This is a genomic window from Micromonospora sp. PTRAS2 (assembly GCF_054052245.1).
In genome coordinates this window covers 327955-350250 of record NZ_JBSWBU010000001.1, presented here as the reverse complement: position 1 = coordinate 350250, position 22296 = coordinate 327955, and the positions used below count along the sequence as shown (strand labels likewise).

Genomic DNA, 22296 nt, shown 5'->3' with positions numbered 1-22296 from the left:
CATGAGCCGCACGATCCTGGACGTCCACATCCTGCACACCGTGCCGCCGAGCAACATCAACCGGGACGACTCCGGCTCCCCGAAGACCGCCACCTACGGCGGCGTGCGCCGGGCCCGGGTCTCCTCCCAGTCCTGGAAGCGGGCGGTCCGGCTGGCGTTCCGCCGTACCCTCGACGACTCCCAGCTCGGCGAGCGGACCAAGCGCATCGGAGAGGCGATCGCCGCCCGGATCGCCGACCTCGACCCAGAGCTGAAGGATCGGGCGTCCGCCCTGGCAGCCGATGTGCTGAAGGCGTCCGGTCTGGTGAAGAAGGAGGCCGCGGCGAAGAAGGGCAAGAGCGAGGCGGCGGCGAAGTCGGACGTCGAGTCCGGCTACCTGATGTTCCTCAGCCACCGCCAGCAGGAGAACCTGGCGCGGGCCGCGATCGACGCCGAGCGGACCGGGGACAAGCTCGACACCAAGCAGCTCCAGAAGCTAGCCGACACCGACCACTCCATCGACATTGCCATGTTCGGCCGGATGCTCGCCGACGTGCCGGACCTGAACGTCGACGCCGCCGTCCAGGTCGCCCACGCCCTCAGCGTCCACGCCGTCGACAACGAGTTCGACTACTACACCGCCGTGGACGACCGTAAGCACGACAACCAGGAGACCGGTGCCGGCATGATCGGCACGATCGAGTTCAACTCCGCCACCCTCTACCGGTATGCGACGGTCGACGTCGACCGCCTGCACGAAACCCTCGGCGACGCCGACGCCACGCGTGAGGCCGTGACGGCATTCCTGCAGGCCTTTGTCACCAGCATGCCGTCCGGCAAGCAGAACACGTTCGCCAACGGCACCCGCCCCGACGCGGTCATGGTGCGGCTGCGTGACACCCAGTCGGTCAACCTGGTGGGGGCCTTCGAGGAGCCCGTTCGGGAGCGGCAGCTCGGGGATCGCTCCGGCATGGTCGCCGAGGCCGCCCAGAAGCTCGCCGACTACACCACCGAGATCGAGGAGACGTACGGAGATCCCGCCGTCGCCGCCTGGGTCACCCACGTCGGCAGCCGTACCGCCGCCCTCGCACCTCTCGGCGAGGTGCTGCCCCTGCCCGGCCTGGTCAGCGCCGTCGGGACGACTGTCGCGGACCGCCTCGGCACGCCGGCATGAGCGTCCTGCTGCTGCGGCTGGCCGGCCCGCTCCAGGCATGGGGGTCGACCAGCCGCTTCACCCAGCGGCACACCGAGATCGCGCCCACCAAGAGCGGAGTGATCGGGCTGCTCGCCGCAGCCCGGGGGCAGCGGCGCACCGATCCGCTGACCGAGCTGCTCGGCCTTGACTTCGGGGTACGGATCGACCAGCCCGGCCAGATCCTCCGCGACTTTCAGGTTGCCCGCACCCTCGACGGCCGGGACAGCATGCCGCTGACCAACCGCTACTACCTCTCCGACGCGGTGTTCCTCGCCGCGATCGGTGGCGACAGCGAGCTGCTCGACGGCCTGCACGAGGCGGTACGCCGGCCGCAGTTCCCGCTCTATCTGGGCCGCCGGTCCTGCCCGCCGGTCGCGCCCGTCACCCTCGGCGTCCGCCCCGGCACGGTCGCAGAGGTGCTCGGTGACGTGCCGTGGCAGGCTTCGAAGCGACTGCGTGAGCGCGCACCATCGACCGTTGGGCTGGAGGCGCTCCTCGACGCTCCGCCGGGGGCCGAGGCCACCGAGACTTTCCAGGACGAGCCGATCAGCTTCGACCCGGCCCACCGGCAGTACGGGTGGCGGGCTGTCGTCCGTACCCGGGTCCTCGTGCCCAACCCCGACGGCCGTCCTTCCGTCGCCGCCGGTGTCCCCGGAGGCCCCGCCCTGGCCGACCACGACCCGCTCACGTGGCTGTGAGGACGACGATGTACCTGACCCGGTTCCTCATGAACACCGCCCGGCAGGGCGCGCGCAAGTTGCTCGCCTCGCCGCAGGCGATGCACGCCGCCGTACTGTCCGGCTTCCCCCGTCCCGAGGACCACACCCGCGACGACGCCCGCACCCTGTGGCGCGTCGACCAGCGGCGGGACCGGCAGGTCGTGCTCTACATCGTGAGCCCGACCGAGCCCGAGCTGACCCACCTCGTCGAGCAGGCCGGCTGGCCGAGGAGCAGCGAGTCCTGGGAGACCCGCCCCTACGACCGCCTGCTCGACTCCTTGGAGAAGGGGCAGCGATGGGCGTTCCGGTTGACGGCCAACCCCAGCCGCACCGGCCGTAAGACGGAGAACTCGCCGACGACGCAGAGATTCGGTCAGGTCACCGCCACGCAGCAGATCGAGTGGCTGACCAGCCGAGCCGAGCGGCACGGGTTCACCATCGCCCGGCAGGCTGACGGGGAGCTGAACCTCGTCACCTACGACCGCCAGGTTCGCCGGTTCACCCGAAACCACGGACAACGGCCGGTCACGCTCGTCACGGCCACCTACGACGGCGTCCTCGACATCGAGGACCCGGCCCTGTTCCGTAACGTCCTCACCCGGGGCATCGGCCACGCGCGGGCGTACGGGTGCGGGCTGCTGACCCTCGCGCCCGCGCAGCCGACCTCGTGAAGAAGATCCCGGGTGTGCCGCCGGCTGAACTGGCGGAACTCAACCGCGCGCAGGACCGGATCAGTTTCGTCTACCTCGAACGATGCGTCATCCACCGGGACAGCAACGCGATCACCGCCACCGACGAGAAAGGCGTCGTGCATCTGCCGGCCGCCACCCTCGGGGTCCTCATGCTGGGTCCCGGCACCAGCATCACCCAGCAGGCGATGATGCTGATCGCCGACAACGGAGCCACGGTCGTCTGGGTCGGTGAGCACGGCATCCGGTACTACGCACACGGGCGCTCACTCGCCCGGTCAAGCCGCCTCCTCATCGCCCAGGCCGCCGCCGTCTCGCACCGGGACCGGCGACTCCAGGTGGCGCGCGCGATGTATCGGATGCGCTTTCCCGGGGAAGACACCAGCAGGCTCACGATGCAGCAGTTGCGCGGCAAGGAAGGAGCGAGGGTCCGCCGCTGCTACCGGGAACACTCGCTGCGCACGGGCGTGTCGTGGAACAACCGGGAGTACGACCCGGACAACTTCGATGGCAGCGATCGAGTCAACCAGGCACTGTCGGCGGCGCACGCCTGCCTGTACGGCATCGTGCACGCGGTCATCGTCGCCATCGGCGCATCGCCGGGGCTCGGATTCGTCCACACCGGCCACGAGCGGTCGTTCGTCTACGACATCGCTGACCTGTACAAGGCCGAGATCAGCATCCCGGTCGCCTTCGACATCGCGGCCGGCGAGTCGACCGACATCGGCTCGGACACCCGTCGGGCCGTCCGTGACCGGGTCCACGACGGCGCGCTGCTCGACCGGTGCGTCCGCGACATTCGAGGCCTGCTGCTCACCGATGGCTCGGCCGGACCGATCGACGAGGAACAGCTCGACGAGGAAGCCGGCAGCGATGCCGTACGCCTGTGGGACGAGGAAGGCTACGAACTCGCCGGCGGCCGGAACTACTCCGGGGACGTGGACTTCTGATGACCGTCATCATCCTCACCGCCTGCCCTGAAGGGCTGCGTGGGCACCTGACACAGTGGCTGTTGGAGATCTCTGCCGGGGTGTACGTGGGGCACGTGAACAGCCGGATCCGACAGCGGCTCTGGGCCAAGGTCGTCGAGATGGCCGGGCCAGGCCGGGCACTGCTCGTCTACCAGCGGCCAGGCGAGCAACGACTGACCTTCGAGGTACACGACCATCACTGGGAGCCGGTGGACTTCGACGGGATCACGCTGATGCGTCGGCCTACGGATCGGAGGTCGTACAACCCGGCAGTAGGCCCGGGGTGGAGCAAGGCATCCAAGCGCCGGAGGTTCGGGCGGAGGGCCCCAGATGGGGGCAGCGGATCGTCGGTGCCCTCCGAACCAAGTGAAGGAAAATGGGGTAGTTGATCTTTGGCGTCCCAGCTCAGGAAGTCTGCTCCCCGCGCACGCGGGGGTGATCCCCCACCCCGAACGCGACAGCGCCCCGCACGGCTCTGCTCCCCGCGCACGCGGGGGTGATCCCATGACGGCCCGCGGCGACCAGGGGCAGATGTGCTGCTCCCCGCGCACGCGGGGGTGATCCGCCGAGCCCTCCGGTCTGCGGGGGCGGGATGAGCTGCTCCCCGCGCACGCGGGGGTGATCCCGGTGTCACCCCATGAGTACGAACAGCCCATGACTGCTCCCCGCGCACGCGGGGGTGATCCCCAGGTAGACCGGATCCACTTACGCCTCCTCATCTGCTCCCCGCGCACGCGGGGGTGATCCCGTGAAGTCCGTGAAGTCCGTGAAGTTCGACAGCTGCTCCCCGCGCACGCGGGGGTGATCCCTCAGGAACAGATGATTCGCGGAACTGTACGCCCTGCTCCCCGCGCACGCGGGGGTGATCCCTGTACGCCAACTTCGGGACATCTACCGGCCGTCTGCTCCCCGCGCACGCGGGGGTGATCCCCTGATCTTCATCCTGGACGCCGCCGGCAGCCGCTGCTCCCCGCGCACGCGGGGGTGATCCCCGGCCCGGGGGCAGCATCTACCGGCCCGACTGCTGCTCCCCGCGCACGCGGGGGTGATCCTGTCCCAGGGCAAGCAACGGATCGCGGTTGCCCCTGCTCCCCGCGCACGCGGGGGTGATCCCGTGCGCAGGCTCGCCTCGACATCGACGTGCACCTGCTCCCCGCGCACGCGGGGGTGATCCTCGCCGGGACCGCGCAGGGAGCAGGTGGGACGTCTGCTCCCCGCGCACGCGGGGGTGATCCGTGCTCGTGAACGACGTGTCGGCCGCCGACGAACTGCTCCCCGCGCACGCGGGGGTGATCCCGGGTCGCAGAAGTTCGTCTCGCTGCCGGAACGCTGCTCCCCGCGCACGCGGGGGTGATCCGTCGGACCCGTACGGGACCGGGTACGGGGTCGGCTGCTCCCCGCGCACGCGGGGGTGATCCCGGCAACGCCGTGCGCGTCTTCCAGACCACCGCCTGCTCCCCGCGCACGCGGGGGTGATCCGGACGGCACCAACCAGGTCATCGGCTCGTTCGCCTGCTCCCCGCGCACGCGGGGGTGATCCGACGGTGACGCAGCCGGGGCGGGGTGAGGACGCCTGCTCCCCGCGCACGCGGGGGTGATCCCCGCACGGTGGCGCGGGCGGCGGCCACGGAGACCTGCTCCCCGCGCACGCGGGGGTGATCCCGGAAAGTCCTGCGGGCGGTCGGCGCTGTTGATCTGCTCCCCGCGCACGCGGGGGTGATCCCGCGGCCTATCCCGTGTGGGTAGGCGAACGGAACTGCTCCCCGCGCACGCGGGGGTGATCCCTACTTCCTCCACCGCGACCAGCCCGTGATCGGCTGCTCCCCGCGCACGCGGGGGTGATCCCAGGCCGGCGTCAACTGAATCGAGGTGGCCCGCCTGCTCCCCGCGCACGCGGGGGTGATCCCGGGTTCCGGCCGGGCGGTCAGATCGTGTCGACCTGCTCCCCGCGCACGCGGGGGTGATCCCCGAGGTGCAAGCGGTGTGGTGGGGCACGGTGTCTGCTCCCCGCGCACGCGGGGGTGATCCCGCGGATCCGGTGGGTGCGCTCACCTGCAAGATCTGCTCCCCGCGCACGCGGGGGTGATCCCAACTGCGGTTCACCGAGGACGAGCGCCGCCAGGTGCTCCCCGCGCACGCGGGAGTGATCCCGCGCGCTCTTGTTCGGGGTACTGGAGCTCGCGCTGCTCCCCGCGCACGCGGGGGTGATCCCGTCCGCATCTTCACCGGCGGATGCGACCTGACCTGCTCCCCGCGCACGCGGGGGTGATCCCCGGCAGATCAACCACATCGAAGCTGCGATCGACTGCTCCCCTTGCACGCGGGGGTAATCGCGGATCTTGAAGGCGACGCCGGACCGGCCGACGGTGGGAGGCGTAGCGGCGATGGTACCGCCTGCAGTACCATCGGCTCGTGCCGTCCGTAGCCAAGCTCGTTGCAGTGATGTGAAGCAACCAGCAGAACGTTGCCTACAACGATCTCTACGCGGTGTGCGAGCACTACTTCGGGAAGCCCCGGCAGGCCGGCACCTCTCACGCGGTGTTCAAGATGCCCTGGGCGGATACCCGCGAGTCAAGATCCAGAACGACAAAGGCAAGGTCAAGGCATACCAGGTACGGCAGGTGCTCAAGGCGATCGACAAGAAGGAGGCCCTGTGATGGACCCCGAAACCCATCTTGACATCACCCACTACACCTACCGCGTCACCTGGTCCGCCGAGGATCGTGAGTTCGTCGCGACCTGTGCCGAGTTCCCGTCGCTCTCCTGGCTCGCGTCGTCGCAGGTCGGCGCGCTTCAAGGGCTCCAGGACCTGCTTCGCGACGTGATCGCGGACCTGGCAGAGCAGGGCGAGCATGTGCCGCAGCCGATCGCCGACCGCAGCTACTCGGGCAAGTTCAACCTCCGCGTCGGTGAGAGCCTGCATCGCGAACTCGCCATCCAGGCTGCCGAGGACGGGATGAGCCTCAACCAGTACGTCATCCGGAAGCTCCGGGCCGCCTGATCGCTCCCGCTTGGCGGAGGTGCTTAGGCGTCGCATGCCGTCGTCGCAGAGTCAGTTCGTGGCGGTACGGTGACCTTCCGTGGCCCGAGTGGGCCGCTCACAGGGAGGTGTGCGATGGGAGCGCCGGACTTGATGCCCCTGCCGGTGGCCGGGCCCGCCGAGGTCGACCGGCCGCTGTTCACCTTCTGTGACGACGCTACCGGCGACCGGGTCGCCCTGACCGCCGCTGACCTGGGCGGCTGGGCGGCGCGCACCGCCGGGCTGCTGCGCGACGGCTGCGGGCTGGCCCCGGGCAGCCGGGTCGCGGTGCTGCTGCCGCCGCACTGGCGTACCGCCGCCGTGTTGTTGGGTGCCTGGTCGGTGGGTCTGGCCGTGTCGTTCCGGCCCCGGGCCACCGCCGGGCTGCCGGTGCTGGAGCCGGGCGGCGACCGGCCGTACGACGCGGTGTTCGTCACCCCGCAGCGGCTCGACGACTGGCTGGAGGACGTGCCCGACGGGGTGCACCGCTATCTCGTCGGCACCGGGCCGGGCCCGCTGGCGGACGTGCCGGTGGGCTGGCTCGACTGGGACGCCGAGGTGCTCCGGCACACCGAAACGCCGCCCGACTACGCCGGCGTCCACCCGGCGGAGGCGGCCACCCCCGACGGCACGAGCTTCGGCGCGTGGGGTCGGCTCGCCCGGGAGGTGGCCGATCAGCTCGGCCTGCGGTCCGGCGACCGGCTGCTGGTCGACGCGGTCGAGCACGAGCAACCACTCAAGTGGCTCCTGGCCCCGCTGTCGGTCGGCGCGTCGGTGGTCGTGTGCGCCAACCTGGACCGGTCCCGCCTCGACGCCCGGGTCGCCGCCGAGGAGATCACCCGGGTGCTCTGACCGACGACGCCATGCCGGGCAGGTGGGGGTATCCGAGCGGCGGGATACCGCCACCTGCCCGACATTCGAGCAGAGGAGCGGGGCGTCAGCGGCGGCCGAAGACCTTTGCGGCGGGGCCGAGCCGGAGCAGGACCGTCTCGCCCGTGGCGTCCTGGACGCCGTCGTTGTCGGTGATCGCGTACACCTGGCCGTTGCCGGCGACGGTCAGGCCCTCCAGCTTCTCCTGGGTCCAGCCGTTGGTCGCGCGCAGCGCCGGCAGCACGTCGACGGCGAGCGTCTTCGGCAGCACCGCCAGCGGGCCCGGCGCGGCGGGGCCGGCGGGCATCGGCACCGTGTAGACGCGCTTGAGCGCGGCGGCCGGGCCGTTCAGCTTGTCCCGTTCGATGATGGCGAGCCGGTTGCCGACCACGGTCACCTCGGACAGCCCGATCCAGTCGCCCGCGACGGCGGTGGACTCCAGCCGGTAGCCGAACCAGCTCCACGTCCCGGCGGTCACGTCGTACCGGCCGATGCGGGCGACGCCCGCCGGGTCGGTGGACACCTCGCGCTGGAGCACCGCCCAGACGATCTCCCGGCCGTGCCGGTCGGTGCTGGCGGCGACCCCCTCGAAGCCCTGCTTGCCGAGCCCGGCGGCGACCTCCGCCGGCAGGGGCACGGTCTGCTGGGTCTTCCCGGCGGCGTCGAGCCGGACCAGTTTGTTCTCCGCGCCCTTGGCGCCCTCGACCGCGAGCCAGAAGCCGCCCTGCGGGCGGGCGAAGATCCCCTCCGCGTCGTAGGCGGCCGGGTTGCCGTCGGCGTCGGTCACCGGCAGCGAGTCGGTGATCACCGCCGGGGACCGGCCGGCGTCGACCGTCAGGATCCGGGTCGGGGTGTACGCCGCGTCGGTGACGCTGTAGAGCTGCTGCGGCCGGCTCGGCGCGGCGGAGAGGGCACCGAGCGCCCCCCAGCCGATCGGTGCGCCCTGCGCGTCGTCGGCCGACACGAGGCTCGGGAAGCCGGGGGTGCCACCGCCCAGCCGGTAGAGCGACACGGAGGCGCGTACGCCCGCGTCGGCGTCGTCGGTCTCGCTGGAGACCGCGAGCAGCCCCCGCGACGGGATCGGCAGCAGCCCTTCCGGGCCGTTGGTGGTGGGCAGGACCTGCCGGAAAACCGGGGCGGTGGGCCGGCTGAGGTCGTAGACGGCGACGAAGTTGCTCCGCTCCGAGCCGACGAACGCGTACCGCACGCCGCCGTACTCGGCGATCGCCACGCCCTCCGGCTCGGCGCCCTTCTTCGCGGCCCGGTCCTCGTTGTGCAGGCCGTGGCGGACGGCGAGCCGCTCGAAGGTGTTGCCGGCGTCCCAGGCCACCTGGCCGGTGCGGCTGTCGAAGACGGACCAGCCGCGGGTGCCGCCCCGCCAGTCGCCCTCGTTGGCGGTGGCCAGGTAGCGGTCGTCCACCCACGCGACGGCGTCGGGCTCGCGGGGCACGTCGGTGATCGAGCCGGTCAGCTCGATCCGGCCGTCCTTCACGGTGTCGATGCCGCCGACCGAGGCGGTGCCGGCGCTGAAGGCCCGGGTGACCCGGCCGGTGGGCACGTCCACCAGGACGACGCCGTTGTTCTCCTGCAGGGTGACCGCGAGCTGGTTGCGCCCGTTGATCGAGACGTACTCGGGTTCCGGGTCGGTGGGCTCGGTGATCCCGGCGGCGGCCAGCGCGGGCAGGGCCTGCCCGTCGGCGGCGGTCAGCGGCACGGTCCGCAGCTTCCACCGCTGCGGCGTCGACCTGCCGTCGAGGTCGAGGATCTGCACGAAGCCGGCGGGGGCCTGCGGCAGGTCGCCCTTCTTCCGGCCGGGCGGGGTGGCGTCCTCGTCGCGCTCGTTCTCGATGGCGATCGCCGCGTACCGCTGGTCGTGGCTGATGGCGATCGAGTCCGGTTGGCCGCCGAGGTCGATGCTGCGGACCCGCTGGCGGGTGGCCAGCTCGATGACGTCGAGGCGGCCGGAGGGGGCGGTGTAGCTGGCGCTGGTGTTGACGACGACCAGGACGTACCGGCCGAGGACCGCCACCGAGGTGGGCTCGTCCTCGGCGTCGCCGAGCTGGGCGAGGGAGAGCGTGCCGAGCCCGCGCGGCCGGTCCGGGCGGGAGATGTCGAGGAAGCCGATCCGGCGGGCCGCCGCGTCGGTGTAGACCAGGGTGCGGCCGTCGGGGCTGACCGCCGAGATCTCGGCGACCGTCTCCGTCGCCGGGTCCTCGCCGGCCGGCCGGTTCTGGAACACGGGGTAGGTGGCGGTGCGGTCGAAGGTGAGGCCCCCGGCGGGGTGGTGCCGGCCGGCGGCGGCCGTGCCGGTGACGGCCAGCGTGCCCGTGATGGCCAGCGCGGCGGCGGCGAGGCCGGCCGTCGGGGTGAGAATGCGTTTCGGTGTCACGTCGTCCTCCGTCTTATCGCTGCGACGGAGGCTGGCACGCAGGGCCGAGCGGGAGCTGGCCCGGCCGTGAACGGCGGGCGAACAACCTCAGGCCAGGCCCTGCGTGCGCGCGACGACCGGTGAGAGGGGTGGGGCGTCAGCAGGTGGTGTTGCCGCCCGGGACCCAGCCGTCGATCGCCGGGTCCTCGGCGCCGTGGCCGTAGATCCAGACGTCGTCGTCCTCCGCCCAGACCTGGCCGTGCCAGCGGAAGCCCCGCCCGGCGGTCAGGGTGCGCAGGACCTGGGCGTGCGGGGCGGCCCGCAGCCAGGTGTTCTGCGTGAGGTTGCAGACGATGCCCCACGCGTCGCTCGCCGAGGCGGCCGTGGGAGCCACGGCGGAGCCGGCGAGAGCGACGGTGGCGACCGTCAGTGCGGACAGGATTCGGCGCTTCACTCGGGTCCCTTCCGGCGGCTGTCGGTGACGGTCCCGATTGTGCCACTGTGGACGGACGTCGCGGTGCCCTTGCAGGACGACTCGGTCAGGTTGGCGTCAGTCGAGGGCGGCGGCGAACATGCCGGGCTGGTAGGAGCCGCCCCGCTGGTGCACGATCACGGCCAGCCGGTTGGCGGCGTTGATCAGGGCGACCAGGCAGACCAGCGCGGCGATCTGGTCGTCGTCGTAGTGCTCGCGCACCTGGGCCCAGGTCTCGTCGGACACGCCCTGGTGGGCGTCGGCGAGCCGGCTGCCCTCCTCGGCGAGCGCCAGCGCGGCCCGCTCCGCCTCCGTGAAGACCGTCGACTCGCGCCAGGCGGCGACCAGGTGCAGCCGGACCTGGCTCTCGCCGCCGGCGGCCGCCTCCTTGGTGTGCATGTCGATGCACCAGCCGCAGCCGTTGATCTGGCTGGCCCGCAGCGACACCAGCTCCTGCGTGGACCTCGGCAGCGGCGACTGGTGGATCACCATGCCGGCGTTGGCGAACCGCTTGGCGAACCTCGTGGCCAGCTCGTTGCTGAACAGGTCGAATCGGGTGTCCATGGCTTCCGTCCTTCGCTCGTTCGCTCGTTGCCCCGGAGATGGGACGAACACGAGATGCCGGCGCCCGGCTCCCCGTGACGGCCCGAGCTGGGTGACGATCGCCACAGGCGGAGGTGTCACACGGCGGCGGGGACCGGCGTCTGATGGGCGACCAGCCGAAAGCGAACCGACGCAGCCGAGAACGAACGGGGGCCGACCATGGCGGGCACACCGCAGACCGCAGCCGACGCCGACCGGGGCGCCGGCTCGCCGGACCCGGCCACCGAGGCGTTCCTCGCCCACCGGAACCTGCTGTTCACCGTCGCGTACGAGCTGCTCGGCTCGGCCGCCGACGCGGAGGACGTCCTGCAGGAGACGTGGCTGCGGTGGGCGGGCGTCGACCTCGGTGCGGTGCGGGACCAGCGCGCCTACCTCGTCCGGATCGCCACCCGCCAGGCGCTCACCCGGCTGCGTGCGCTCGGCCGCCGCCGGGAGTCCTACGTCGGCCCCTGGCTGCCCGAACCGCTGCTCACCGCGCCCGACGTGGCCGACGACGTCGCGCTCGCCGACAGCGTGTCGATGGCGATGCTGCTGGTGCTGGAGACCCTCGGGCCGACCGAACGGGCGGTGTTCGTGCTGCGCGAGGTGTTCGACCTCGGGTACGACGAGATCGCCGAAGCCGTCGACAAGAGCCCCGCCGCGGTCCGGCAGATCGCGCACCGGGCCCGGGCGCACGTGGCGGCGCGCCGGCCGCGCCGGGTCGTACCGGCGGCCGAGACCCGCACCGTGCTCGACGCGTTCCGGCGGGCGGTCGAAACCGGCGACCTCCAGCGCCTGCTCGACCTGCTCGCCCCGGACGTCGTCCTCCTCGGCGACGGCGGCGGAGTCAAGCAGGCCGTCCTGCGGCCCGTCGTGGGCGCCGACAAGGTGGCCCGCCTGCTCGCCGGCGGGTGGGGCAGGGTTCCGGGTGTCACGTCGCTGCTGCCGACGCAGGTCAACGGCAACCCGGCGCTCGTCATCCGGCTCGACGGGGAACTCGACACCGTGCTGGCCGTGCACGTCGACGACGGTCGCATCGGCGGGCTCTACGCCGTACGCAATCCGGAGAAGCTGTCGCACATGACGCGGGAGACCAGGCTGAGCCGCTGAGGGCGGATACGCGAGCCGCGTCGTCCTGGTCCGATCTCTGCCCAGCCGGCTGTCCTATGCTCGTCGGGTGAAGGCGGCAGCAGCGGAGATGCGACAGCCCATGCTCGGCGAGATGCTGTCGTCGCTGACCGCCATTCCGGCGGAGTCAGTCGAGCATGGCGAGGTCTTTACCCGCCGCTGGGTCGTCGATCTAGTCCTCGACCTGGCCGGCTACACCGCCGACCGTGATCTTGCCGCTCTGGTGGCGGTCGAGCCGGCCTGCGGCGGCGGCGCCTTCCTGGCAGGGATGGCGGCGCGGGTCAGCGCTTCGTGCCGCAAGCACGATCGGCCGCTGCTCGATGCGAAGCGGGCGGTACGGGCCTTCGACCTGTTGGCCGTGAACGTGGCGGCCAGCAGGCGGCTGGTGCGGGACGTGCTGGTCGATGGGGGGTGGTCGCTTCCCGACGCACGCGAGGTGGCAACGGCGTGGGTGCGGCAGGCGGACTACCTGCTGGACCCACACGTCCCGGAAGCCGTGGACTTCGTCGTGGGTAATCCGCCTTACGTCCGGCTGGAGGACGTGCCGGCGGATCGGATGCTCGCCTATCGCGCCGCCTGTCCGACCATGACGGGCCGGTCCGATCTTTACGTCGGCTTCTACGAGCGTGGGCTGCGCTGCCTCGCGCCGGGTGGTGTCCTCGCCTTCATCTGCGCCGATCGCTGGATGCGCAACCAGTATGGCCGGCAACTGCGGGAGCTCATCGCTGCCGGCTACAGCGTCGACGCCACCGTGACCATGCACGACGTCGACGCGTTCGAGGAGCAGGTGTCAGCCTATCCGGCCGTCACGGTGCTACGTCGCGCTGAACAGGGTGCCGCCGTGGTCGTGGACACTCGGCGGGGATTCGGGTCGCAGGACGCGCCGGAGCTGGTGGAGGCGATCTGTTCTGCCGAGCCCAGGGGGGGCGTCAATGGTCATTTCGAGGTCGCTCGACTCCCTCACTGGTTTGCCGGTGGTGACTCCTGGCCAGCGGGGTCGCCGGCCCGGCTAGCCATGATCGAGGCGCTGAACGATCGTTTCCCTCCACTGGAGGACCCGGGCACCGGCACCCGGGTCGGTATCGGCGTGGCGACGGGCGCCGACAGCGTCTTCATCACCACGGACGCCGACGTCGAGCCGCGTCGGCTGTTGCCGCTGTCGATGGTCAAGGACACGACATCGGGAAAGCACTGTTGGTCCGGCCACTATCTCGTCAACCCGTGGGACGCCGACGGCCAGCTCGTGAACCTGGAAGCTCTGCCGCGCCTGCGCGCGTACTACCAGCGCCACGCGGCGGCGCTCAAGCGCCGGCACGTCGCTGGAAAGCGCCCCGCGCACTGGTACCGAACCATTGACAAGGTTGACCATTCCCTGGTCGACCGCCCGAAGCTGCTCTTTCCGGACATGAAGACCGCGATTCATCCCGTCTTGGACGAGGGTGGCTTCTATCCGCATCACAATCTGTACTACATCGTTTCGGACGCCTGGGACCTGCGAGTCCTTGGCGGACTGCTGCTCTCCGGTGTCGCGCAGGCCTTTGTGGAGGCTTATGCCGTTAGGATGCGGGGCGGCACCCTTCGATTCCAAGCCCAGTACCTGCGTCGGATCCGTGTCCCGAGGCCCGAGACGATCTCGGCCACCGACCGTGCTGCGCTCGCCGCCGCCTTCGACGCGCGTGACCTGCGTGCGGCGACGGAGGTTGCCCTGCGGGTGTATGGGATCGAGGATTCTGGAGACGTGATCGGTGGATCAGCGCGCGTTCGAGGAAGCAGTTCGTAGCTCCTGGGCAGTTCGCGAGGCCCAGGCCGCTAAGAAATTGCTGTCTGGCAGGGCCGACACCGGAGGGCGGGGTGCGGTCACTGGCGGAGCGCATCTCGACGCGCTGACGGAGTACCTCGCGACGGTGTTCCGCGACGCGGGATTTCCGCCCGCCGCCGTGCGATGCAGGTCCGGGCTCGAACTGCCTGGCTATTTCCGGCCGGCCAAGAAATGGGACCTCGTCGTGCTACACGAGGGTGAGTTGGTCGCAGCGATCGAGCTCAAGTCGCAGGTTGCCCCGTCGTTCACGAACAACTTCAACAACCGGAGCGAGGAGGCGATCGGCAGCGCCTTCGATCTGCGACAGGCATACGACCACGGCCTCCTCGGTCGGCTGAGGCCGTGGCTCGGCTACCTCGTGCTTGTGGAAGAGACGTCCCGCTCCACCAACAAGGGCAGCCCTCGGAGCGGCAGTTTTCCGGTCGATCCCGTGTTCGCCGGCACGTCCATCCTCGATCGTTACGTACTCCTCTGCAAGCGCCTGCGGAGCGCCGGCCTGTACGACGCCACCTGCCTGGTCACTTCGTCCCGGGAGCCAGACGCCCCCATCCGGCAGCCAGACCCGGAGATCGGCTATGCCGCCTTCGTCAGCGCAATCATGGCTCGGATCGAGGAAGTCGGCGTCCTGCAGCCGAAGCGCAACTGAGCGGCCCAGCACGCCTGGTGTCGGCGAGGTGGCGGTATCCGGCCGCCGGGATACCGCCACCTCGCCGACATGGAGTCGATCAGGCGGGCGTCAGTCGACGCTGGGCAGCGGCGGGCCCAGGACGTCGTCGGCGTCCACGATCGTGTACGCGTAGCCCTGCTCCGCCAGGAAGCGCTGCCGGTGCGCCGCGTACTCGGTGTCGATCGTGTCCCGGGAGACGACCGTGTAGAAGTGCGCCTGCCGCCCGTCGGCCTTCGGCCGCAGCACCCGACCCAGCCGCTGCGCCTCCTCCTGCCGCGACCCGAACGTGCCCGACACCTGGATCGCCACCGCCGCCTCCGGCAGGTCGATCGAGAAGTTGCCGACCTTCGAGATCACCAGCGTGCGCACCTCGCCCGACCGGAACGCGTCGAACAGCCGCTCCCGCTCCTTGTTCGTGGTGGACCCCTGCACGATCGGCGCGTCCAGGTATTCGCCGAGCTGGTGCAGCTGGTCGATGTACCCGCCGATGACGAGCACCTGCTCGTCCGGGTGCCGGTCGACCAGCGCCCGCACCACCGGCAGCTTCGTGCGGGCGGTCGCCGCCATCCGGTAGCGCTCCTCCGCCTCCGCCGTCGCGTACGACATCCGCTCGGCGTCGGTGAGGGTCACCCGCACCTCGGTGCACTGCGCCGGGGCGATCCAGCCCTGCTGCTCGATGTCCTTCCACGGCGCGTCGTACCGCTTGGGGCCGATCAGGCTGAACACGTCGCCCTCCCGGCCGTCCTCGCGGACCAGGGTCGCGGTGAGGCCCAGGCGGCGGCGGGCCTGGAGGTCCGCCGTGAACCGGAAGATCGGCGCGGGCAGCAGGTGCACCTCGTCGTAGACGACCAGGCCCCAGTCGCGCGCTCCGAACAGGTCCAGGTGGGTGAACGCGCCGCCGCGCCGCGAGGTGAGCACCTGGTACGTGGCGATGGTGACCGGCCGGATCTCCTTGCGCTCACCCGAATATTCGCCGATCTCCTCCTCCGTCAGCGAGGTGCGGGCGATCAGCTCCCGCTTCCACTGCCGGCCGGCGACCGTGTTGGTGACCAGGATCAGGGTGGTGGCCTTCGCCTCGGCCATGGCCGCCGCCCCGACGAGGGTCTTGCCGGCGCCGCAGGGCAGCACCACCACGCCGGACCCGCCGGCCCAGAACGCCTCCACGGCCTCCCGCTGGTACGAGCGCAGCGTGAACGGCTTACCGCCGTCCTTGCCGCCCTCGGCCAGCTCGATGGGGTGCGCCTCGCCGTCGACGTACCCGGCGAGGTCCTCCGCCGGCCAACCCAGCTTCAGCAGCGCCTGCTTGAGCCGACCCCGCTCCGACGGGTGCACCGCGATCGTGTCGTCGTCGAGCTTCGCGCCGAGCATCCCGGCCAGCTTCTTGCTCTTGGCGACCTCGATCAGCACCAACCGGTCCAGGGCGCGCAGCACCAGGCCGTGCGCCGGGTCGTTGGCGAGCTGGAGCCGACCGTACCGGTCCATCGTCTCGGCCACGTCGACCAGCAGCGCGTGTGGCACCGGGTAGCGGCTGTACTTCAGCAGCGCGTCCACCACGGCCTCGGCGTCGTGCCCGGCGGCGCGGGCGTTCCACAGGCCCAGCGGGGTCAGCCGGTACGTGTGCACGTGCTCCGGCGAGCGTTCCAGCTCGGCGAACGGGGCGATCGCCATCCGGCAGGACTGGGCGTCGGGGTGGTCGATCTCCAGCAGCAGCGTCTTGTCCGACTGCACGATCAGTGGTCCACCGCTCACGCCGGCGTCCTCTCTTTGGCCTGGTCAACGGGCCCCCGCCGGGCGGCTACCCACCCCGGGCCGACCAACCAGTGTTGCACGAAGCCCGAATGGGGCCGAAAATTCGGACACCAGGTGCAACCATTCCGGTACGTCCGGCGTCTAGGCAGTGGGACGACCGACCCGGGGAGGCCTCATGAGACAGGTTCGCTTCAGCGCCCGGGTCGTCGCCCTGGCCGTGGTCACGCTGGTCGGCGTCGGTGCGTGCACGCCCGAACGCCAGGCCGACCCGGGTGGCCGTGGAGGAGGGCTCGCCCAGGCCGGCTCGGCGGAACGGGAAACGGGGGCGGGCGGTTCGTCCGGCTCCGACCAGCGGACCCGGCCGGAACCGAAACCCACCCGCACGAAGGCCAAGCCGAAGCCGAAGCCCACCCCGACGAAGGCGAAGCCCAAGCCCGCGCCGGAGCCGACGCCGGCCGGATGCCCGCTGGGCGAGCACCAGCGCGAGGTGGAGACCTACCTCGCCCGGCTGGGCGGCTTCGGGCGGATGACCGTCGACGGCCGCCAGTCCGCCGCCGACTGCGCCGTCATCAAGAAGTTCCAGCAGCGGTACGACATCCGCCCCGCCGCCGGCCGCGCCGGCCCCACCACGTACGACGTGGCGAAGCGCCTCGCCACCACCGACACGAAGCGCTGCAAGGCCGCCTCCTCCGGCACCACGTTCTGCATCGACCTGACCCGCCAGACCACGTGGGCGCTGCGCGGCGGCAAGGTGGTGTGGGGCCCGACGGTGACCCGCACCGGCATGAAGGGCTACGCCACCCCCGCCGGCACGTTCACCATCAACTACCGCAACATCAAGGAGTGGTCCGACCCGTACGAGGTGTGGCTGCCCTACTGGCAGCACTTCACCCAGGGCATGGGCTACCACCAGACCACCACCTACCTGCACGACAAGTCGATCGGCTCGCACGGCTGCGTCAACCTCCTCCCCGCCGACGCCCTCCGCGCCTGGGAGCTGGGCAAGGTCGGCAGCCGGGTCGTCCTCTTCGGCCGCCGGCCCGGCACGTGACCGCCGACGACGAACCCGCGCCGGCCGGCGAGGTCTCGGCGGCGACGCTGCTCGCGTACGCGACCGCCGCCGTGCTCCTCGTCGGCTGGTTCCTCTATGGCTGGCTCGTCCAGCGGCAGGGCTTCGTCGCCTCCGTCGGCGAGTCCGCCGGGGCCGGGTTCGCCCTGCTGCTGGCCGTCTCCGTGGTCGGCACCGTGCGCCGCAGCCGCCGCTGACGCCCCCGTCGACGGCGACGCCCGACCCGGCGGCCGGGCGGCTCAGGAGCCCTCCAGCACCGCCGCGGTGATCCGGTGCAGCGCGAACGTGTGCAGCATCTCCGTGCGCTCGTCCTCGGCGCGCAGGTAGCCCGCCCCGATCGACACCGGCCGGACCAGCCGCGACGCGGTCGCCCCGTGCGCGTCGACGTAACCCACCCAGACCAGCGCCTTGTCCCGCACCGCCTGCTGCAGCACCGCCAGGGCGTCGGAGTGACCGTGCACCGGGGCCGGGCCGGTGCGCGCCGCCGTGCCGCGTACCACCGCCGGGGCCCGCCGGGCCGCCCGCGCCGCCGCCTCGCCCCGCCGGATCTGCTCCACCACCCCGAGCAGCCGGGGCAGGGCCAGTTTCGGCGACGCCAACGGGTCCACCGTCCGGCCCACCGGGGCCCGCCCCGGGGCCCGCCGGGTCCTCGGCCGCGACAGCACCGCCGCCCCCGACGCGTCCTCGGGCACCGGGGCGTACCCGGCGTCGCGCAACGCCAACAGCATCCGGTTCACCTGGTACGGGGTGACCAGCACCGTCGGGGCCAGCCGCCGGAACGCCAGCGCCTCCAGCCGCCGGTCGGCGAGCACCTCCGCCAGCAGCGCCTCGTCGTCGCTGCGCACGTACCCCCCGGCGGAGCCGACCCGCAGCCCGCCGTGCTTGCGCGCGACGTCGTCCACCAGGTACGTCAGCCCCTGCGGCACCGGCGTGCGGGACCGGCGGCGGAACAGGTCGTGCAGGTCGTCGGCCGAGTAACCGGCGTCCAGGGCCCGGCGCACGCTGGCCGTGGTGACCCGGTGCACGCTCGCCCCGCCCGCCGACTCGTGCTCGGCCACCACCTCCAGCTCGCCGGCGAGCGCCGGGTCGGGCGGGCCGGGCACCACCACCGTCAGGTCGGCCTGCACCAGGAAGTGGTCGACCGGCGCGGGCAGCAGCCCGTCCAGCGCCCGCACGGCGGTGGACGCGTCCTCGGCGTCGGCGCGCAACCCCAGCGGGTCGTCCCCGCCCCGCTCGTCGGCCTCGGCCACGTCGGCCAGCAGCAGCCGCCCGTACGAGGTGAGCGCCCCCAGCCCCGTCACGCCCAGCCGCGCCGCCTCGACCAGGGCCTCCCGGTGCGCGGCCTCCCGGCCCCGACTACGCCGGGGCGCCCGCCAGTCGAGCAGCTCCAGCACCTCCTCCGGGGTGGGCGCGATGGCCGGCTCCAGGTCGGCCAGCACCGCCAGCACGGCCCGGCGGGCGGCGGGCGCCCCGGCCCGTTCCGCCTCGGGCGAGAGCGCGCCGATCGGGCGGTCCCTGTCGTCGCGCTGCCCGACGAGGCCCACCTGGCGGGTCATCAGCAGCCACGCCCGGGCCAGCTGCTCCCAGCGCCGGGCCAGCGACATGGCCCGCCACACCTCGTACCCGCCGCTGGGCAGGACCTGCTGGTCGGCGCCGTACCGGGTGGTCGTCGCCCCGGACAGCTCCAGCTCGCCGGCCAGCCCCGCCGCGTACGCCACCTCCAGCAGCAGGGCGGTCGTCGCCTCGTCCAGGGCGAGGGCCTTCGCCAGCCGGCGCAGGTCACGCACCCCGATCCCGCCGGAGCGCAGCACGGGAGCCGGCTCGGCGGAGAGCAGCTCCAGCAGCGCCTCGGTGTGGCGTACCACCTCCATGGTCTGCCCGGCCCCGGCCGAGTCGACGGCCTTCGCCTCGCGCGCGACGGCGGCCACCGGCGGTGGGCTGGTGCGCAGCGGCCCGAGGGGGCCGCTGTCGCGGCGCAGCAGTAGGCCGACCTCGCGGGGCAGCTCCACCGTGCCGGCGGACACCGCCACCAGCAGCCGGCTGTCGACCAGCCAGCGCACCGGCGAACCGGTGGGCGCGCCGCCGTTGGTCGGGTCCGGCGGGACGGTGTCCTCCGCCCCGAGCGGCGGGGCCTGGAGCGCGCCCGGGGGCACGCTGCCCACCGGCGGGCCGGCGGCGAGCCGGTCCAGGATCGCCCGCGCCGACGGGGGCGCGGCCAGCAGCGTGCGGCGCAGCTTCGCCGGGTCCGCGCAGAGGGCCGCCGTGCGCGCGTCCAGCTCCGTCGCGGGTCGGCCCAGCCCCGCCGGGTACGGGGCGACCTCGTCGACGCCGTCGACCACGCGCAGGGCGTGCTCGGGCCCGTACAGCAGGAACAGCGCCCGCAGCTTGTGCACCGCGCCCCGGATGGTGGCCGGGGCGGGCGGGCGCGGGCCGGCGGTGGCCATGGCGAGGACGGCCTCGGTGGAGGTGGTGCCGTCGTCCGGGTCCCGGGTGAGCCGGGCGGCGTCGAGGATCTGGAGGGTGAACTGGTCCAGCCCGTCCAGTGCCCGGGCCACCGACACCCGGGACTGGGCCCGGACGGCGAGGGCGGACACGTCGGCGGGCACGGGCACGACGAGGTCCGGCCGCAGCTGGAGCAGGGCGGCCAGGGACTCGTCGGGCAGCGTCCGCAGGTGGTCGGCGAGTGAGGTCGTCATCGTCGTTCCACGCTAGCCCGGGACGGGGCCCGCGCGCCCCTCGGACGTCCGGCTGGACCCGCCGGCCGGGTAGGTTCTCGGCATGCCCCCGCTCACCGTCGGTTTCGACCTCGACATGACCCTCGTCGACTCGCGTCCCGGCATCGCCGCGGCGTACCGGGCGCTGACGGCGCGCACCGGCGTGCCCGTGGACGCCGACGCGGCGGTGTCCCGGCTCGGTCCGCCGCTGCGGGTGGAGATCGCCCGCTGGTTCCCGCCCGAGCAGGTCGAGTCGGCCGTCGAGGCGTACCGCGAGCTGTATCCGGCGTACGCGATCACCCCGACCCTGCCGATGCCCGGCGCGGTCGAGGCCATCGAGGCCGTGCACGCCCACGGCGGCCGGGTCGTGGTCGTCACCTCGAAGCTGGGCCGGCTGGCCCGGCTGCACCTGGACCACCTCGGGCTGGCCGTCGACGAGCTGGCCGGCGACCTGTTCGCCGAGGAGAAGGCGACGGCGCTGCGCGCGCACGGCGCGACCCTGTACGTCGGCGACCACACCGCCGACATGGTCGCCGCCGGGGCGGCGGGTGTGCCGGGCGTGGCGGTCGCCACGGGCCCCTGCTCGGCCGACGAGCTGCGCTCGGCCGGGGCCAGCCTGGTCCTGGCCGACCTCACCGGATTCCCGGCGGCGCTCGCCACCATGATCCGGCTAGCCTTGGAGCAGTAGACGTCTCAAGTGAAGCAGGGGTTCTCAGGTGCCGACGGGTCGAGTGAAGTGGTATGACGCGGCCAAGGGATACGGGTTCGTCACCAGCGACGAGGGTGGCGACGTGTTCCTGCCGAAGGGCGCGCTGCCGGCGGGTGTCACCGACCTCAAGGGTGGTCAGCGGGTCGACTTCAGCGTGGTGGACAGCCGCCGGGGCGCCCAGGCGATGGGGGTCAAGCTGCTGGAGGCCCCGCCGTCGGTGGCGGAGCTGCGCCGCCGGCCGGCGGAGGAGCTGCACGGCCTCGTGGAAGACATGATCAAGGTGCTGGAGGCGAAGGTCCAGCCGGACCTGCGGCGGGGGCGGTTCCCCGACAAGAAGACGGCGCAGAAGATCGCTCAGCTGGTCCACGCGGTGGCGCGCGAGCTGGAGGTCTGAGGGCCGGCGGCCCGGGGCACGAGCCCGGCGTCGGCGGCCCGGCCCAGCAGCGCCTCCACGGCGGCGAACCCCGCGTCCCCCAGGTCCGCGGTGAACTCGTTGACGTAGAGGGCGATGTGCCGGTCCACCACGTCGGGCTCCATCTCCTGCGCGTGGGAGAGCACGTACGGCCGGCTGGCCTCCGGGTCGGCCCACGCCTGGCGTACGGACTCGCGGATCCAGCCGGCCGCCTCGACCGGGTCGACCGCACCCCGGCGGGCCAGGATCGCGCCGAGCGGGATCGGCAGCCCCGTGTCGCCCTCCCACCACTCACCGAGGTCGACCAGGGCGGTCAGCCCGTGCCGCTGGTAGGTGAAGCGGGCCTCGTGGATCACCAGCCCGGCGTCGTACCGGCCGGCCGCCACCGCCGGCATGATCTCGTGGAACGGGACCACCTCGATCCGCGCCGGCGGGCGCTCGGCCGACCAGAGCCGGAACAGCAGGTACGCCGTGGTGCGGTCCCCGGGCACCGCCACCGTCGCCCCGCTCAGGTCGGCGCTGTCGGGCTGCGCGTTGCCGACCCGTGCAGTGCCGGTCTGCCCGTCGCCGGCCTGCCCGCTGATGGCCCGGTCGGGGCGGGTCAGCACCAGCGGCCCGCAGCCCCGGCCGAGCGCGCCCCCGCAGGGCAGCAGGTGGTAGTCGTCCAGCAGCCACGGCAGCGCCGCGTAGCTCACCTTCACCAGGTCGAACGCGCCCCGCTCGGCGGCGGTGTTCGTGACGTCCACGTCCGCGTAGGTCACCTCGACCGGCGGCGCGCCGGGCACCCGGCCGTGCACCAGGGCGTCGAAGACGAACGTGTCATTGGGGCAGGGCGAGATCGCCAGGGTGAGCGCCACGCCCCCACCGTATCCCCGCCCCCCTTCTGGCCCGCCACCCGCTCGGCGCGGGCGCCTGCCGTGCGGCGGCGGTCCTGCCGTGCGGCGACGGTGCCGGCGGACCCCGGGTACTTCTTCCGCCGGCTAGAGAGCTGATGTCGTGGATGACTCAGCGAACAGGCCGGCCCCGAACAGGCTGGTCCCCGGGCGGGCTGTTGCCGGGCAGGCTGGTCTCGGGCAGGTTGGTCCGGGCAGGCTGGCCCAGGCAGGCTGGTCCCGGGCAGCCGGTCCGGGAAGGGCGGTTCCCGACATGCCGGGAATCGTCCTGC

20 protein-coding genes and 1 CRISPR repeat array are annotated in these 22296 nt (G+C 72.5%); of the genes, 14 read left to right on the top strand and 6 right to left on the bottom strand.

Annotation, left to right across the window (positions count from 1 at the left end; genetic code table 11):
* The first annotated feature begins 1 nt into the window (after position 1).
* The 7 genes from cas7e (at position 2) to ACVMYR_RS01645 (ending at position 7424) form a co-directional block, all read left to right on the top strand.
* Complete coding sequence (gene cas7e / locus ACVMYR_RS01675) at positions 2-1153, top strand: type I-E CRISPR-associated protein Cas7/Cse4/CasC (RefSeq protein WP_457120943.1); 1152 nt, start codon at positions 2-4, stop codon at positions 1151-1153.
* Entirely contained in the window at positions 1150-1872 is a 723-nt protein-coding gene (cas5e, locus tag ACVMYR_RS01670; protein ID WP_457120942.1) for a type I-E CRISPR-associated protein Cas5/CasD, read from the top strand. The genes cas7e and cas5e overlap by 4 nt, the downstream gene beginning before the upstream one ends.
* Positions 1873-1880: 8 nt before the next feature.
* Entirely contained in the window at positions 1881-2564 is a 684-nt protein-coding gene (cas6e, locus tag ACVMYR_RS01665) for a type I-E CRISPR-associated protein Cas6/Cse3/CasE (protein WP_043963781.1), read from the top strand.
* Positions 2561-3532, top strand: coding sequence for a type I-E CRISPR-associated endonuclease Cas1e (cas1e, locus tag ACVMYR_RS01660; protein WP_457120941.1), 972 nt, complete (start codon positions 2561-2563; stop codon positions 3530-3532). Before cas6e ends, cas1e begins: the two co-directional genes overlap by 4 nt.
* Positions 3532-3942, top strand: a complete 411-nt coding sequence (gene cas2e / locus ACVMYR_RS01655; RefSeq protein ID WP_396788837.1) for a type I-E CRISPR-associated endoribonuclease Cas2e — start codon at positions 3532-3534, stop codon at positions 3940-3942. Before cas1e ends, cas2e begins: the two co-directional genes overlap by 1 nt.
* Positions 3943-3967: 25 nt before the next feature.
* A CRISPR array of direct repeats spans positions 3968-5887; the repeat unit is 29 nt; unit sequence CTGCTCCCCGCGCACGCGGGGGTGATCCC.
* A 322-nt stretch (positions 5888-6209) separates the two neighbouring features.
* Positions 6210-6554 carry a type II toxin-antitoxin system HicB family antitoxin gene (locus tag ACVMYR_RS01650; protein ID WP_457121283.1) on the top strand — a complete coding sequence of 115 codons (345 nt, stop codon included), beginning with the start codon at positions 6210-6212 and terminating at the stop codon, positions 6552-6554.
* A 114-nt stretch (positions 6555-6668) separates the two neighbouring features.
* A complete protein-coding gene (locus ACVMYR_RS01645; protein WP_457120940.1) occupies positions 6669-7424 on the top strand; it encodes a TIGR03089 family protein in 756 nt (251 codons plus the stop codon).
* Positions 7425-7509: 85 nt separating this feature from the next.
* Here ACVMYR_RS01645 and ACVMYR_RS01640 read toward each other — a convergent pair whose 3' ends face one another.
* The 3 genes from ACVMYR_RS01640 to ACVMYR_RS01630 form a co-directional block, all read right to left on the bottom strand.
* A complete protein-coding gene (locus ACVMYR_RS01640; protein WP_457120939.1) occupies positions 7510-9831 on the bottom strand; it encodes an esterase-like activity of phytase family protein in 2322 nt (773 codons plus the stop codon).
* A 136-nt stretch (positions 9832-9967) separates the two neighbouring features.
* Complete coding sequence (locus ACVMYR_RS01635) at positions 9968-10264, bottom strand: hypothetical protein (protein ID WP_074475262.1); 297 nt, start codon at positions 10262-10264, stop codon at positions 9968-9970.
* A gap of 96 nt (positions 10265-10360) precedes the next feature.
* Positions 10361-10846 (bottom strand): carboxymuconolactone decarboxylase family protein, encoded by a 486-nt coding sequence (locus ACVMYR_RS01630; protein ID WP_457120938.1) that lies wholly within the window; start codon positions 10844-10846, stop codon positions 10361-10363.
* A 198-nt stretch (positions 10847-11044) separates the two neighbouring features.
* Between ACVMYR_RS01630 and ACVMYR_RS01625 the strand changes: the two genes are divergently transcribed.
* From ACVMYR_RS01625 to ACVMYR_RS01615, 3 genes are all read left to right on the top strand, one after another.
* Positions 11045-11974, top strand: coding sequence for an RNA polymerase sigma-70 factor (locus ACVMYR_RS01625; RefSeq protein WP_457120937.1), 930 nt, complete (start codon positions 11045-11047; stop codon positions 11972-11974).
* A gap of 67 nt (positions 11975-12041) precedes the next feature.
* Entirely contained in the window at positions 12042-13772 is a 1731-nt protein-coding gene (locus ACVMYR_RS01620; protein ID WP_457120936.1) for an Eco57I restriction-modification methylase domain-containing protein, read from the top strand.
* Positions 13738-14457: a PaeR7I family type II restriction endonuclease gene (locus ACVMYR_RS01615; protein WP_457120935.1), complete on the top strand. Its 720-nt coding sequence runs from the start codon at positions 13738-13740 to the stop codon at positions 14455-14457. The genes ACVMYR_RS01620 and ACVMYR_RS01615 overlap by 35 nt, the downstream gene beginning before the upstream one ends.
* Positions 14458-14547: 90 nt before the next feature.
* Here ACVMYR_RS01615 and ACVMYR_RS01610 read toward each other — a convergent pair whose 3' ends face one another.
* Entirely contained in the window at positions 14548-16227 is a 1680-nt protein-coding gene (locus tag ACVMYR_RS01610) for a DNA repair helicase XPB (RefSeq protein ID WP_077935768.1), read from the bottom strand.
* Positions 16228-16402: 175 nt separating this feature from the next.
* Between ACVMYR_RS01610 and ACVMYR_RS01605 the strand changes: the two genes are divergently transcribed.
* Positions 16403-17278 carry a L,D-transpeptidase family protein gene (locus tag ACVMYR_RS01605; RefSeq protein ID WP_457120934.1) on the top strand — a complete coding sequence of 292 codons (876 nt, stop codon included), beginning with the start codon at positions 16403-16405 and terminating at the stop codon, positions 17276-17278.
* Positions 17275-17493, top strand: a complete 219-nt coding sequence (locus tag ACVMYR_RS01600; protein ID WP_077935770.1) for a hypothetical protein — start codon at positions 17275-17277, stop codon at positions 17491-17493. The genes ACVMYR_RS01605 and ACVMYR_RS01600 overlap by 4 nt, the downstream gene beginning before the upstream one ends.
* 42 nt (positions 17494-17535) lie before the next feature.
* On the opposite strand, the gene ACVMYR_RS01595 is transcribed toward ACVMYR_RS01600, so the two are convergent.
* Positions 17536-19992 carry a helicase-associated domain-containing protein gene (locus ACVMYR_RS01595; protein ID WP_457120933.1) on the bottom strand — a complete coding sequence of 819 codons (2457 nt, stop codon included), beginning with the start codon at positions 19990-19992 and terminating at the stop codon, positions 17536-17538.
* A gap of 82 nt (positions 19993-20074) precedes the next feature.
* Between ACVMYR_RS01595 and ACVMYR_RS01590 the strand changes: the two genes are divergently transcribed.
* Positions 20075-20698, top strand: a complete 624-nt coding sequence (locus ACVMYR_RS01590; RefSeq protein ID WP_387106228.1) for an HAD family hydrolase — start codon at positions 20075-20077, stop codon at positions 20696-20698.
* A gap of 28 nt (positions 20699-20726) precedes the next feature.
* Positions 20727-21113 carry a cold-shock protein gene (locus ACVMYR_RS01585; RefSeq protein ID WP_007074225.1) on the top strand — a complete coding sequence of 129 codons (387 nt, stop codon included), beginning with the start codon at positions 20727-20729 and terminating at the stop codon, positions 21111-21113.
* Here ACVMYR_RS01585 and ACVMYR_RS01580 read toward each other — a convergent pair.
* On the bottom strand, positions 21074-21988 hold the full coding sequence (locus ACVMYR_RS01580; RefSeq protein WP_457120932.1) for a 1,4-dihydroxy-6-naphthoate synthase: 915 nt from the start codon (positions 21986-21988) through the stop codon (positions 21074-21076). The two genes, ACVMYR_RS01585 and ACVMYR_RS01580, sit on opposite strands and share 40 nt — an antisense overlap.
* Between the last annotated feature and the right edge of the window lie 308 nt (positions 21989-22296).

Bases quoted from the DNA above. Each gene is read 5' to 3' on its own strand.
- ACVMYR_RS01630 (WP_457120938.1), bottom strand. From the start codon at position 10,846: ATGGACACCCGATTCGACCTGTTCAGCAACGAGCTGGCCACGAGGTTC.
- ACVMYR_RS01645 (WP_457120940.1), top strand. From the start codon at position 6,669: ATGGGAGCGCCGGACTTGATGCCCCTGCCGGTGGCCGGGCCCGCCGAG.
- ACVMYR_RS01650 (WP_457121283.1), top strand. From the start codon at position 6,210: ATGGACCCCGAAACCCATCTTGACATCACCCACTACACCTACCGCGTC.
- cas6e (WP_043963781.1), top strand. From the start codon at position 1,881: ATGTACCTGACCCGGTTCCTCATGAACACCGCCCGGCAGGGCGCGCGC.
- ACVMYR_RS01595 (WP_457120933.1), bottom strand. From the start codon at position 19,992: ATGACGACCTCACTCGCCGACCACCTGCGGACGCTGCCCGACGAGTCC.
- ACVMYR_RS01625 (WP_457120937.1), top strand. From the start codon at position 11,045: ATGGCGGGCACACCGCAGACCGCAGCCGACGCCGACCGGGGCGCCGGC.
- cas5e (WP_457120942.1), top strand. From the start codon at position 1,150: ATGAGCGTCCTGCTGCTGCGGCTGGCCGGCCCGCTCCAGGCATGGGGG.
- cas7e (WP_457120943.1), top strand. From the start codon at position 2: ATGAGCCGCACGATCCTGGACGTCCACATCCTGCACACCGTGCCGCCG.
- cas2e (WP_396788837.1), top strand. From the start codon at position 3,532: ATGACCGTCATCATCCTCACCGCCTGCCCTGAAGGGCTGCGTGGGCAC.
- ACVMYR_RS01590 (WP_387106228.1), top strand. From the start codon at position 20,075: ATGCCCCCGCTCACCGTCGGTTTCGACCTCGACATGACCCTCGTCGAC.
- ACVMYR_RS01605 (WP_457120934.1), top strand. From the start codon at position 16,403: ATGAGACAGGTTCGCTTCAGCGCCCGGGTCGTCGCCCTGGCCGTGGTC.